Below are 12,983 nucleotides of genomic sequence, written 5' to 3' on the forward strand. Positions count from 1 at the left end.
CGCCTGCTGGAGAAGGTCCGCTACGGCTGGCGCCGCCGCCGCACCCTCGTCCGCTTCCTCGCCCTCAAGCTCGACGAGATCTGGGGCCGCCTCCAACCTCCCCCGGACCACGCGCCACGGTGGAGTTAAGTGAGGAGTGTCCGAAAAACTATTCGAATTCGACGAACGAAGCCAAGTTGTTATTCACGCAAGTCGCATTTGAGTCGCGACTTGCGCGCGGCCGGCGTCCTCGCCCGGCGCGCGAACGAAGCCAGATCGGAGCCACGGCTCAGATGATGGTCTCGGTCGCCGGATCCCAGCGGACGGTGGCGTTGCGGCGGAAGGCCTCGACGGCCATGCGGCAGGCGACGGCGGAGCGGAAGCCGATGTCGAAGGGGGAGTTCGGCTCGCTGCGGGTGCGGACGCAGTCGAAGAAGTTGGCCAGGTGCTGGGGCGTCGGGTTCTTGAACGAGCCCTTGGGGGCGGGCAGCTCCTCCCTCTTGCCGGCGGGGACGACGTGGAAGACGTCGGCCAGCGTGTGGACGACGGTCCCCTTGTCGCCGAACAGGCAGGTGCGGCCGGGCTCGTAATAGCCGTTGCCGAACATGGAGGTGAACGTGAACAGGACGCCCTCGCGATGCTTCATCGTGACCGTGAAGACGTCGGGCACGTTCATCTTCGGGCTGAGGTAGTTCCCCCCCGAACTGACGACGCTCTCCGGGACGTCCAGGTCCAGCACGGCGAACCAGAAGGCCGCGAAGTGGACGAAGTTCTCGAAGACGTTGCCGCCGGAGTAGTCCCAGTAGAACCGCCAGTTGAAGAAGCGGTCGGCGTCGAACGGGACCCGTTTCGCGTCCCCCTGGAAGGCGTTCCAGTCGACCTGGGAGGGGTCGAAGCCGTCGGGGATCGGGCGGACCCAGCCGCCGTGGGTCGGCTGGCGGAAGTGGTGGGTCTCCACCAGGGTCGGCTTGCCGACCTCGCCGGCCTTCACGCGGTCGCGGATCTTCTGGACGCCGCCGCTGGAGTTCCACTGGAGCCCGACCTGCACGACCCGGCCCGAGCCGTCGAGCGCGTTCCGCATCTCGCGGGCGTCGTCGGCGTCGAACGCCATGGTCTTTTCCTGGTAGACGTCCTTCCCCGCCGCGATGGAGTCGATGAAGTGACGCGCGTGCAGGTGCTGGGGCGTGGCGATCAGGACCGCGTCGATCGAAGGATCTTCCAGCAGTTTGCGGTGATCCTGGAACGTCTTCACGCCGGGGACGATCTTGTCGGCCTCGGCGAAGCGGCCGGTGTAGGCGTCGGCGACGGCGACGCACTCGACGTTCTCGCACGCGATCGCCGGCTTGAGGATCTCCTGGCCCCGGGCCCCCGCCCCGATCAGCCCGAAGCGGATCCGGTCGTTGGCGCCGATCACCCGGCCGGCGGACTTCGCCGTGGCGGTCGTCCCCGCCGCGGCCAGCGCCGCGCCCGTCATCACCGTCCCCAGGAAGTCGCGTCGGTTGGCCATCGGTGGTCGCTCCGTTGGGTGGGCTGGAGGGAAGTCGGATGTTTGGCGGGGGGGCCTCGCGTCTAGGGGCCATTATATAACGAAGGGGGCCGTCGGTCGTCCCCGCCGCGAAGTTGAGGATTCTCCCGGATTGGGGATGACGGATCGGGGCGAATGGCTACGATGCGGCGGATGGATTCTGCCGAGTCGTTTTCGCCAAGGAGGGTGAAACCATGAAGCGGCCGTTCACGCTGGGCGATCTCGTTGCCTTCCAGTCGACCACCGGGAGGGCGTGCCAGGGCGTGGTGATCCACCGGATCGTCGAGAAGCGCCAGCCCACGATCTTCCTCATCGAATGCGCCGACCAGCGTCGGGCGTTCCGGTTCGAGAACGAGCTGACGCTCATCGCCGCCGCCGAGTCCGACGAGGCCGCGGCCGTCCCCGCGCGGTTCGAGGCCTCGCTCGCCTCCGCCGCCTTCTCGGCCGTCGGCGCGGACGCCTGACCGGCCGGGGTTAATCCTTCCCCCCCGCCCCTTCGAAACGCAACGGGCGACGCCCCGCCGATCTCCGTGCGTCGATGCGCCGGGAGCGGGGGGGCGTCGCCCTGCGGGGGACTTCGTCCGATTACTGGCCGTCGGGGCCGGGAACGTTGCCCGGCGGCGGCGGGGCGGGGACCTCGCTCAGCGGGCTGGCGTTGACGTCGGTCGGGTTGCCGAGGGCGTTCTGGGCCCCGGTCGGCATCCCCGCGCCGGGGCGCTGGGTGGTGATCGGCTCGGCGCTGCCGGGGACGTCCATCCCCATCTGGCGCATCCGGGCCCGCTGGGTGGCGGCCTGGGTGTTGGCCCAGGGGAACTCGGGCCCGCGGGAGAAGTACTGGACGTCGTCGTGCATGTACTTGCCCGACGGGAGGGTCATGCCGGCGTATTCCACCTGGCAGCCGACCGAAGGCAACACGAAGCCGATCGCAAGCGCCGACCAGAGCGCCGCCCGTCGGCGCGTGGCTCCTCGCGGCGAACTCATGCCGGGCAACACCATAGCTTCCACCCTCCTTGGCGTTCTCGGTCGGGCCGTCTGTCCGATCGCCCCGAGAGGGGGCGGCCCGCCGCGTGGAGTCCTGTACGAGAAAGGGCCCGGCGGCCGGATGCGATGACGCGGAAGGACCGCGACACGGCCGGCTCTCGGGCGACCGCCGCGCGATCCTCGCGTCACGGCCGCCGGGCTTCTTGTTCGGTTACAGGATCGGCCAAGTCGCCCGGTCAAGCCCAATGAATCCGCCCGATCGGCCCGAAATCCCTCGGCCATGGCCTTGACGGGGCGTCAGGCCTCGGGGCCCGAGGGGGGCTCGGGGCGGGCGATCAGCATCGGGACGTCCAGCTTGTGGCGGACCCGGTCGATCGTCTCGCCGTAGAGCAGGTCCCGGACCCAGCCGTGGCCGTGCGAGCCCACGACCAGGATATCCACCGGCCGCTCGCGCAGGTGCTCGATCAGGCTCCGCGCCGGGTCGGGCCCGTGGAGCAGCTCGGGGCTGGCGCGGTAGCCCTTCTCCCTCAGGGCGCGCACCAGGCCGTCCAGGTACTCGGCGTCGGCCCCCGTCTCAAGGTCGGCCGTGTCCTCGCCGTGGAGGACCGAGAGCGGGGAGTCGACCACGTGCAGCAGCACCAGCTCCCCTCCCCCGCCCCCCCGAGACCGCGCCAGGCCGAGCGCCCGGTTGAGGATCTCGACGTCGGCCGCGGTGTGCTCCAGGGCCACGCCGATCCGCTCCATGGCGCGGGGGCGCAGGGCCTCGGACCAGTCCATCTCGGCGCGCGACGGCGGGCTCCACGCCGGCGAGGGGGCGACGATCGGCTTGATCAGCACCCAGCCCAGCAGGCCGCCCACGGCCGTCACCAGCCCCCACAGGCCCATCGCCACGAGCCACGAGAGCGGGAACGGCCCCACGTACACCCCGGACTCGGACGCCAGCCCGATCCACTCCATGACCTGCTCATACACGAGGTGGCCGTTCAGCGCCACGATCACGGCCGCCACCGCCCAGGCGAAGACCTGACCCCACAGCGGGGTCGCGAACTCGCCCATGTTCCGCCGGTTCGACGTGAAGTGGATCAGCGGGATCACGGCGAACGAGAGCTGCAGGCTCAGGATCACCTGGCTGAGGATCAGCAGCCCCTGCGTGGAGCCCTCCCCCACCACGGCGATCACGATGGCCGCCGGCACCAGCGCGATCATCCGCGTGATGAGGCGCCGCAGCCACGGGGCGATCCGCAGGTGGAGGTACCCCTCCATCACGATCTGCCCGGCCAGCGTCCCGGTCAGCGTGGAACTCTGCCCGGCGCAGAGCAGCGCCACGCCGAAGAGGATGGGCGCGGCCGAGCCGAGGAAGCCGGGGAGCAGCTCGTACGCCCGCTCGATGGTCGCCACCTCCTGCCCATTCGCGTGGAAGACCGCCGCGCTCAGGACGAGGATCGCCGCGTTCACGAAGAATGCCGCGTTGAGGGCGACCGTCGAATCGATCAGGTAGTACCGGCAGGCCGTCGCCTTGCTGCCGCGGTCGGCCCCGATCCGGCGGGTCTGCACCAGCGCCGAGTGCAGGTAGAGGTTGTGGGGCATGACCGTCGCCCCCAGGATGCCGATCGCCACGACGAGCGAGCCCTCGGGCAGCGACGGCTTCAGCCCCGCCGCCATCTGGCCCAGGTCGGGCTGGGCCATGAACACCTGCACGAGGAAGCAGGCCCCGATGGTCGCCACCAGCGCCAGGACCACGGCCTCCATCGTCCGCATCCCCCAGCGCTGGAGGTACAGCAGGAGGAAGGTGTCGAACGCCGTGATCGCGCAGCCGACCAGCATCGGCAGGCCGAACATCAGCTTCAGGGCGATCACCGTCCCGAGGATCTCGGCCAGGTCGGTCGCCGCGATGGCGATCTCGGCGAGGATCCAGAGCGTGAAGTTGACCCTCGGCGAATACTCCGCCCGGCAGGCCTGGGCCAGGTCGTGCCGCGTCACAACCCCCAGCCGCGCGGCCAGGGTCTGGAGCAACAACGCCATGATGTTCGACATCAGCAGGACCCAGAGGAGGGCGTAGCCGAACCGCGCCCCACCTTCCAGGTCCGTCGCCCAGTTGCCCGGGTCCATGTAGCCGACGCTCACAAGGTACGCCGGCCCCAGGAACGAGAACAGCCGTCGGAACTTCCCGAACCGCCCGATCCCCGTCGCCACGTCGACCGAGCCATGGACCTCCTCAAGGGAACGACGCTCCTCGCCCGAATCCTCCGCCACGGCCATCTCCCCCTCGCTTCCGCTGCGCCAACGGTGTTTGGATTGAACCGTTTTAACGCGGATTTCCGGGGACGACAAGCCGACCGCTCGCGCGGCCAAAGGAATTTTTCGAGAAATCAAAAACCCTGGGCGATCCGGGCTCAGCGCGAGAGCCAGGCGACGGCCGCGGCGAGGTGCGCGACGGCGCGGTCGATGTCGTCCTCGGTGGTGAACGCGCCGAGGCTGAACCGGACGGACGAGCGGAGGCAGTCGGCGGGGGTGCCCATCGCGACGAGCGTGGGGGAGGGTTGCGTGGAGCCGCTGGCGCAGGCCGACCCCAGCGAGGCCGCCACGCCGGCCAGGTCGAGCTGCATCAAGAGGGCGTCGCCGTCGAGCCGCAGGAATCCGAGGTTCACGGTCTGCGGCAGGCGTCGCGCGGGGTCGGCCGGGCCGTTCAGGACGATCCGGTCCGCGCCGACGGATCGTCGGAGGCCGTCGACGAGGCGATCGGTCAGCCGTCGCCAGCCCTCGATCCGGGCGCGGTGCTCGCGACGCCAGAGGTCGAGCGCCGCGGCGAACCCGATCGCCAGCGGGACGGCGATGGTCCCGGGACGAATCCCCCGCTGCTGGCCGCCCCCGAACAGTCGCGGCGCGAGCCTGATCCCCCGTCGGGCCAGCAGCACGCCCGAACCCGGCGGGCCGTGGAACTTGTGCCCGCTCGCGGCGAGGGTGGCCACGCCGAGCGCCGCGAAGTCCACCGGGATCCGGCCGACGGCCTGCACGGCGTCGGTGTGGACCGGCACGCCCCTCGCGGCGGCGAGGTCGGCGAGGCGGGCGACGGGCTGGATCGCGCCGGTCTCGTTGTTCGCGAGCATCAGGGTCGCCAGCCGGGTGCGGTCGACGAACGACGCGGCCATGCGGTCGGCGTCGACGATCCCCTCGGCGTCCACCGGGGCGATGTCGGCGACGAACCCCTTCGACTCCAGGTGGGCGACCATCGCGTTGACCGCCGGGTGCTCGATCGCGGTCGTCGCGACCCTCCCCGGCGGGGACGACTCGTCGACGGCCAGCCCGGAGACGGCCAGGTTGTTCGCCTCGGTCCCTCCCGAGGTGAAGACGACCTCGTCGGGCCTGGCGTTGAGGATCTCGGCGACCGTCTCCGTCGCCTCGTCGAACGCCCTCCGCGCCCGCCTCCCGGCCGAATGCCGACTCTCCGCGTTCCCCGCCGCCAGGAAGTGCGGCGCCATCGCCTCCAGCACCCGAGGATCCAGGGCCGTCGTGGCGTTGTTGTCCAGATAGATCGATGAGGGGGTCATGGCGATGCGAGCGGTTCGAGGAAGGGGACGGAATGCCGCCCGATCATTAGGGAGCCCGCTTCGAGCCGGACCCAACGCCGGTTCACCCCAGGCTGCGGAGCGTCAGCAGCAGCCCGACGAGGAAGATGGGGATGCCGATCAGGTAGAAGGGGCTCGCGCCCAGGGCCACGCCAACGACCATCATCGCGAAGCCGACAACCACGCCCACCACGCGGCCGGCCAGGGACAGGAGCCCGAAGACCAGCCGGAAGGGGAGCGTGAGGATCCACCAGCAGGCGCGGAACAGGAAGCCGATGCCGGCGAGCACGGGATCCCTCGATTCGCGGTGGGGCGGGCGGGGCGAGGCGTGCCAGGCCCCCGCCGCGTGGGCGGGCCGCGACGCCGGGCGGGCCGGGCGCGATCGGGAGGACTGGGCTTGTCGCATGGGCGTGACTCGGTTAATACGGCCCGTTGGGAAGGCGGGAGGCCGCGTCGTGGCCATCAGGCTTATCGGCGCGGGGCCCCGAACGTGTTCATCCTTCGGGCCAGTCTCTTCGCCCCCCAACCTGGATTATTGCGGACGGCCGGGTTTTGACAAGCGACCCGCCCGGCGGCGTCGGGCGATGGAATCGGCAGGGAGGCCGACCCTTGCGGCAAGCGTTGCTCGTGATCGTGCTCATTGGGGCGGCCTTCGGCGGCGGCGCGGTCGTCAGCGGCCCCGGCTTCCGCTGGGCCCAGGAGCACGCGCTGGACTACATGGGCCTGAAGGACGGCGGCGAGATCGACACGCTGGAGCTGATCCCGCCCCCGGGCGAGGGGAAGCCGGCCGTCGCCGAACCGCTCGCCGGGCCCGCGGCGGCCAAATCGGCACTGTCCCAGGCGGCGTCCCAGCCCCCCTCCCCCGCCCCGGCCCCCGAGGCGACCGAGCCGTACACGGAGGCCCAGGCCGCCGCGCCCGCCCCGTCGCCGCCCCCCCCGGCCGGCGAGCCCGCCAAGCCCGAGGGCCCCGCCCTGCTCGGCGCGCTGAACGCGATGCTCTCGCCGCCGGCCGCCGCCGAGGCCAAGCCGGAGGCGACGCCCCCGGCCGACGCGGCCGTCTCGCCGTCGAACCTCCCGCCGCTGGAGGCCGTGCCGTCCCCCGAGCCGCCGCCTCCCCCGTCCTCGGCCCCGGCGACGGGCGAGTGGGCGGAGATCCGGCGCAAGCTGGACGCCGCCGGGGTCTCGCGCTACACGATCGAGGGGACGCCCGGCGGCCCCGTGACCTTCGCCTGCCTGATCCCGATCGCCGGCAGGCAGGCCGTCTCCCAGCGGTTCGAGGCCGAGGGAGACGACGAGATTCAGGCCGCCCAGGCCGTGTTGAAGCGAATCAACCTGTGGCGGGCCTCGCACGCCGAGCCCGAAAAATCGTAGCCCGGGCCCCTCGCGGGGGGAGGTGGACGCGCCGTCGGTGGACGACGCCGGTATAATCGACTTTGGTGAAGTCGCCCCGGAATCGCCGTGGCCCTCGGGCGCCGCCGGCCGATAAGAGAATGTCGCCCCGGCCGATGTGATGTCGGCGGGTCGTGAGAAAGGTTCGAGCCCCCATGGCCGAGGACGCCTCGCTCCGCTTCCTCCTGATCGTGACGGGCAGCACGCTGCGGGCCGAGGAGATGGACCGGCCGCTGGCGTACTACCTCAAGCGCCGGATCGAGGAGGCCCTGGAAGCGTCCCCGGACGCCGACCTGGCCGACTACGAGGTCCAGGTCATCGCCGACTTCCGCTGGCTCCACGACGAACCGCTCCAGGGCATGGCGACGATCTCGCTCGGCGGCCCCGGGGTGAATGAACTCGCGCACCGCTGGCTTGAGGAGCTGCCCGTCGCCCTGGCGGTGAACGAGCGGTACTTCATCCAGATGGACCCCGCTCTGGCGGAGCCTCACGCCAGCATCTGGGGGATGGATAACCCGACGACCCAGATCGCGGTCTCCGTGTTCCTCGACCGGTATCTCCCACGGTTCCTGGAACGTTGTGCCACCGTCCCCCCCGCGTCCATCGACCTGGACGACGAAGGGGACCCCGAGTCCGACGACTGACGGATCACCGGCACTCTCCCTTCGCCCCTCCCCCGCCGCCGGCCGTCGGACCTCCCTGTCTCGATCGCTCGGTCTCGCAGCGAACCTTCCCCGGGGCCCACGCCTCGGGAAGGGCGATCACGTCCCGAGGAGGCGCCCGGCGTCCGCGCCGGCTCGCGTCGGCACGGCGCGAGCATGGCATGGACCGTCGGGCCCGGCGCGAGCGCGGGTCGTCCACGTCGCGCCAAGGAAGGCGATAGGTCCGAACCATCCCAGGGAAGGGGGTGTCCGATGCGCGTGTTCACGCCGGGCCGGGCCCGAAGGGGACCGATGCGGGGATGGCTGCCGCCGGGGGCGCTGCTCACGGCCATGATGGGGATGACGGCCGCGACGGCCGCCGACGACGGCGGCTCCATCGGCCTGCCCAACCGCTTGACGCTGGAACGCCGCTCCGCGCGCCAGGACCACGGCGCCTGGGTCGTGGACTACCGGATCCGCAACGAGACGCCGACCGGCCTGGTCGTCGCCCCGGGCGAGGTCGAGGTGAAGGCCGAGGGCTGGGTCTCCAACTCGCGGATCCCCGGGCATTCGATCCCGAGGCGGGTCTCGGTCGCGCTCCATCCCGCCGAGAAGGCCGAGGCCGAGGCCGACGTCATCAAGGCCGCCGACGAGGCGAACCGTTGCCGCGAGCGGGTGTCGATCGCCCTGTGGAGCGACGACCGCGCCCCCGGGCCCGACGCCATGCCGACGGCCTCGATGGCGCCCATCAGCCTGGCCCCCGGCGCGACCGGCCTGCTCCGCCTGCGGTTCGCCCACCGGCACGTCGTGCAAGGGGAGTATGACCCGCTCCTGGGCGTGCGCGAGGTCTCCTTCCGCGTCGGCGAGGAGACGTTCCGCGACGAGGTCCCGCTCGACGAGGAGGCCCGCGTCGCCCACCCGACGATCTCCTGGCGCGAGCCGCCGGAGGAACGGCGGGACTCGCGATATTACGTCTCCGCGCCGGACAGCCTCCACCTGGAAGCCCACGTCCCCGGCCGTCAGTATTACCGCTACTCCGACCTCCCGGTCCGTCACGGCGCCCGGATGCGGCTGTCGTTTTGGTATCTCGTCGCCCACGGCACCATCGGCGAGGCCCGCGTCCGCCTGGCCCAGTACAAGGACACGCCGACCTCCTGCCGCGTCCTCCCCGACGGCGCGGTCGATCAGGAGCTGACCGCCGTCGGCCGCTGGACCCGCGTGGAGAAGCTCGTCCGAATCGAGCCCGAAGCCACCACCGCCGCCCTCGACTTCCGCGTCTCCAGCGAAGCCAACCTCGGCGAGGTGTGGATCGACGACGTCCAGTTCGAGCCCGTCGACCTCGACGCGCTCGCGCAGGGGCCGTGAACGAACCGACGCGGTCCGTGTCGATCGGGGCCGCGCCGCGGATTACCATGGGGGATAGGACGCCTCCCCTCCCGGAGTTCCATGCCGTGCCCATCACCTATACCGCCGTCCTGCGCGACGGGAGACTCGAATGGGGCGAGGACGGCCCCCCCCCCCTGCCCCCGGGGGCCGTGCCCGTCCGCGTGACCCTGCTGACCCACGCCCTCCCGGGCGCCGACGGCCGCGCCATGTCCGCCGCGCTCGAAGCGCTGGCGGCCGATGGCGGGCCGAGCATCGAAGAGCCCGTCGAGTGGCAGCGAAAGTCCCGCGACGAGCTTGCGCTACTCGGCCGCGCACGATGATGCTCGGCAGCCCCTTGAGCAGGCTGTCGCGGTGAAGGATGGAGGTCTTCCTCGTAGGCTGGGTCGAGACCCAGCGCGTGATGCGCGACGGCTCATCCAAGCTGGGCCGCGACCCTGCCTACGGGAGCAGGCCTTTGCTTGACACGGGAGGTTACGCCGATCGCCCCCTCATCCCTCGCGCATGAGGCGGGCGGCGTCGGCTTCCAGGCGGTCGCTGTAGGCGACGGGGTAGGTCGCGTCGGATCGGAGGGCCTTCAGGTCGTCCGGCAGGGCGGCGAGCTGGGCGCGGCAGCGGTCGCGGGCCTCGGCCAGCGTGGCGCGGCGGCCGACGAACTGGCCCTCGCGGAGGATGGGGACGAGCATCGGCTCCATCCCGGGCGGGGCCGGCTCGTCGGCCCTCGCGACGAGGTCGCCCGCGAGGATCCCGGCGGCGTCGCGGCGGCGGTAGATCTGCTTCGCCATCGGGTACGTCTTCTTGCCGGGCGCGAGCTTGAACCGGCCGGAGCCGTCCAGCTCGACGAGCTTGTAGACCATCGAGATCGCGGGGGCGTCGCGCGACGTGACCAGTTCCGTGCCGATCCCGTAGGCGTCGATCGGCGCCCCGGCCGCGATCAGCCCCTCCACCGCGAACTCGTCGAGGTCGCCCGACGCGACGATCCGCACGTCCCCCCTGCCCTCCTCGTCCAGGATGGCGCGGGCCTTCGCGGTCAGGTCGGCGATGTCGCCGCTGTCGATCCGGATCGCCGACGACGGCGGCGCGATCGCCGCGGCGTGACGGACGCCTTCCAGCGTATCGTAAGTATCGACGAGCAGCGTGGTCGACTCGGGGAAGACGCGCGCGTAGGCGGCGAACGCCTCGACCTCGCTGGGGAACGCCTGGACCCACGAGTGCGCCATCGTGCCGACGCACGGCACGTTCAGCCGCCGCGCGGCCTCGACGTGGCTGGTCGCCTCGAAGCCCGCCAGGTACGCCGCCCGCGCCGCGAGGAGCCCCGCCTGCGGGCCATGCGCGCGACGCGCGCCGAACTCGAACAGCGGCGCCCCGCGCGCGGCCAGGACCATCCGCGCGGCCTTGGAAGCGACGAGCGTCGGGTATCCCAGCGAGGCCAGCAGGAACGTCTCGACCCATTGCGCGTGCGGCAGCGGGGCCGTCACCCGGAGCAGCGTCTCCCCCGGGAAGACGACGGTCCCCTCGGGGACGGCCATCACGTCTCCCTGGAAGCGGAAGCGGCGAAGCTCCTCGAAGAACGTGGCCGGCATACCCTTGAAGGAGGGCCATCGTCGCAGCGCCTCCACCTGCTCGTTGGAGAACGCCAGGCGGGCCAGGTCCTCGGCCGCCTGTTCGAGCCCGGCGAAGACGAGGAACGAGCGACCGGGGGGGAGGCGGCGGACGAAGACCTCGAACGTGGCCGATTTCGAGCCCATCCCCTCGGCGAGGTAGCCCGCGAGCATCGTCAGCTGGTAGAGGTCCGTGACGGTCCCCAGGGCGTCGGGGTCGGGCCAGAGCGAGGCGGAAGGCTCGGGCGTCATCAAGGGGCTCCGGGGCGGGGTCGCAACAGCCACAGCGGCGCGTCGGCCTCGCCCTGTCGCGAGACGACCGCCGCGCCAGGATCGACGTCGAGCAGGGTCGGCGGGTTCAGGGTCGTCGGGAATTCGGCGACCTTCTCCCAGCGCTCGAGCAGCCTCGCGGCGAGATCGGACGCATCACCAGATTGCCGCAGTTGCGCCATGTCCACAAGGGCCCAGGCATCGCCGCCGCCCCGGAGCAACGCCTCGGCGTCCGGCTCCACGCGCGTCGCCACGCCGGCCAGGTAGAAGCGCGCGGGGGGCCGCGCCAGGACGCGGACGAGGGGCCTGTCCGCCAACGAGCCCTCTTCGCGGGCTTTCGCGACCGCCGTCCGCAGCGAATCGCTCGGGGAGAGCGGCCCCGGCAACGACGCCGACGGCCACGCCAGCGTCTGCGCGATCGCCGCGACGCAGCACGCCGCGAGTACCGCGAATCGAGGCCACGCGCGACCGATCGCCGCTCCGCCCGCTCCCCCGACGAGCCCCGCCGCCGCGATCCAGCCGAGCGCGTGCGTCGGCAGCCAGAGCCGCGCGTAGGGGTGGTAGAACGGCGTCAGGAGCGACATCCCGACCCAGGCCGCCCCGAGCAGAAGTACCGCGGGCGAGGCCCCGGGCGCGAAGACCAGCGTCGCGAGGCCGATCCACCACAGGGCCGACGGCGCGATCGTCGCCGCGATCCCCACCGCGAATACGAGCGAGGCCCGGCGCCTCCTCCCCTGGCCTCCAGCGATCGCCACGCCGATCGCCGCGAGTCCCCAGGCCTTGGCGTTCCACGGGAAACCGCCGGAGAGCGCCGCCGACTGGCGAAGCTGCTGGAGCCAGTGCGAGGGCCATGTCGCGGCCGTCCCCATGTAGCCGCGATGATGCGCCAGGAGCGCCGCGTAACTCCCGTGGCGCTCCACGAACGCGACCCAGGGCGCGTACACGACCGCCGCCACGACGGCCGCCGCGATCCCCCACGCCAGGTACGATCGCGCCTGGCCCTTCGTCCGTCTGTCGGGGTCGAACGCCACGATCGCGACCGCCCCCAGCGCCGCGGCGGCCCCGACGGTCCAGCCGCTGTACTTCACGAGCTGCGCCAGGCCGGTCGCCAGCCCGAGCGTCAGGGCCGAGCCGGGGCCGGGCCGTTCCAGGAACCGCTGGGCCGCGATGAGGCCGAGGAGCCAGGCGAGCGTCGCCGAGGCGTCGGTCAGGGCCATGCGCGAGAACGCGACGTGGAACGCCGAGAGCGCCGCCAGCGCCGCGGCGACCGCCCCCGCGTCGGGCCCGAACGTCCGCCGCGCCAGCCAGGCCGACGCCGGGATCGCCAGCGTGCCGGCCGCGATCGAGACCAGGATCGCCGCCGCGTCGCTCGGGCCGAGGATCAGGTACGAGAGCCCGACCATCGCCGGGAAGCCGGCCGGCGCGTACGGGATCACTAGCGGGTCGATCCCCCCCGCCCCGAAAGGCCAGAGGCCGGCGATCGCGTAGATGCCCTCGTCGAAGTGGACGAGCCCAAGGCGTCCCAGCCCCCAGATCCGGACGGCGAGGCCGACGGCGGTCATGGCGGCCACGAAGGCCCATTCGCGGCGGGGGGGCGTCCCACAACTCGGTTCGGCTGGCGTCATGGGGGATGATTCTATCCCGCGCC

Annotated in this window: 12 protein-coding genes; 5 read left to right on the forward strand and 7 right to left on the reverse strand. The window is 71.9% G+C overall.

Going from position 1 to position 12,983, the window contains the following annotated elements; genetic code table 11:
* Positions 1-268: 268 nt before the first annotated feature.
* A complete protein-coding gene (locus WG209_RS24975) occupies positions 269-1,486 on the reverse strand; it encodes a Gfo/Idh/MocA family oxidoreductase (RefSeq protein WP_337177835.1) in 1,218 nt (405 codons plus the stop codon).
* Positions 1,487-1,698: 212 nt separating this feature from the next.
* Here WG209_RS24975 and WG209_RS24980 point away from each other — a divergent pair, with 212 nt between their 5' ends.
* Positions 1,699-1,968, forward strand: coding sequence for a hypothetical protein (locus WG209_RS24980; RefSeq protein WP_337177836.1), 270 nt, complete (start codon positions 1,699-1,701; stop codon positions 1,966-1,968).
* A gap of 121 nt (positions 1,969-2,089) precedes the next feature.
* On the opposite strand, the gene WG209_RS24985 is transcribed toward WG209_RS24980, so the two are convergent.
* From WG209_RS24985 to WG209_RS25000, 4 genes are all read right to left on the reverse strand, one after another.
* Positions 2,090-2,419 (reverse strand): hypothetical protein, encoded by a 330-nt coding sequence (locus WG209_RS24985; RefSeq protein ID WP_337177837.1) that lies wholly within the window; start codon positions 2,417-2,419, stop codon positions 2,090-2,092.
* Between the two features lie 363 nt (positions 2,420-2,782).
* The gene (locus WG209_RS24990) at positions 2,783-4,744 is read right to left on the reverse strand and encodes an Nramp family divalent metal transporter (RefSeq protein ID WP_337177838.1); all 1,962 of its coding nucleotides are present in this window, start codon (positions 4,742-4,744) and stop codon (positions 2,783-2,785) included.
* Positions 4,745-4,878: 134 nt separating this feature from the next.
* On the reverse strand, positions 4,879-6,033 hold the full coding sequence (locus WG209_RS24995; protein WP_337177839.1) for a cysteine desulfurase family protein: 1,155 nt from the start codon (positions 6,031-6,033) through the stop codon (positions 4,879-4,881).
* A gap of 82 nt (positions 6,034-6,115) precedes the next feature.
* Positions 6,116-6,340, reverse strand: coding sequence for a hypothetical protein (locus WG209_RS25000; protein WP_337177840.1), 225 nt, complete (start codon positions 6,338-6,340; stop codon positions 6,116-6,118).
* Between the two features lie 320 nt (positions 6,341-6,660).
* Here WG209_RS25000 and WG209_RS25005 point away from each other — a divergent pair, with 320 nt between their 5' ends.
* The 4 genes from WG209_RS25005 (at position 6,661) to WG209_RS25020 (ending at position 9,787) form a co-directional block, all read left to right on the forward strand.
* Positions 6,661-7,422: a hypothetical protein gene (locus tag WG209_RS25005; RefSeq protein ID WP_337177841.1), complete on the forward strand. Its 762-nt coding sequence runs from the start codon at positions 6,661-6,663 to the stop codon at positions 7,420-7,422.
* 173 nt (positions 7,423-7,595) lie between these two features.
* Positions 7,596-8,084 carry a hypothetical protein gene (locus WG209_RS25010; RefSeq protein WP_337177842.1) on the forward strand — a complete coding sequence of 163 codons (489 nt, stop codon included), beginning with the start codon at positions 7,596-7,598 and terminating at the stop codon, positions 8,082-8,084.
* Between the two features lie 309 nt (positions 8,085-8,393).
* A complete protein-coding gene (locus WG209_RS25015) occupies positions 8,394-9,446 on the forward strand; it encodes a hypothetical protein (protein ID WP_337177843.1) in 1,053 nt (350 codons plus the stop codon).
* Between the two features lie 86 nt (positions 9,447-9,532).
* On the forward strand, positions 9,533-9,787 hold the full coding sequence (locus tag WG209_RS25020; RefSeq protein ID WP_337177844.1) for a hypothetical protein: 255 nt from the start codon (positions 9,533-9,535) through the stop codon (positions 9,785-9,787).
* Positions 9,788-9,955: 168 nt separating this feature from the next.
* Here WG209_RS25020 and WG209_RS25025 read toward each other — a convergent pair whose 3' ends face one another.
* Positions 9,956-11,317 (reverse strand): nicotinate phosphoribosyltransferase, encoded by a 1,362-nt coding sequence (locus WG209_RS25025; protein WP_337177845.1) that lies wholly within the window; start codon positions 11,315-11,317, stop codon positions 9,956-9,958.
* Positions 11,317-12,960, reverse strand: a complete 1,644-nt coding sequence (locus tag WG209_RS25030; protein ID WP_337177846.1) for a glycosyltransferase family 39 protein — start codon at positions 12,958-12,960, stop codon at positions 11,317-11,319. The genes WG209_RS25025 and WG209_RS25030 overlap by 1 nt, the downstream gene beginning before the upstream one ends.
* Between the last annotated feature and the right edge of the window lie 23 nt (positions 12,961-12,983).

It is taken from the genome of Paludisphaera sp. (assembly GCF_037189885.1).
Lineage (GTDB): Bacteria > Planctomycetota > Planctomycetia > Isosphaerales > Isosphaeraceae > Paludisphaera.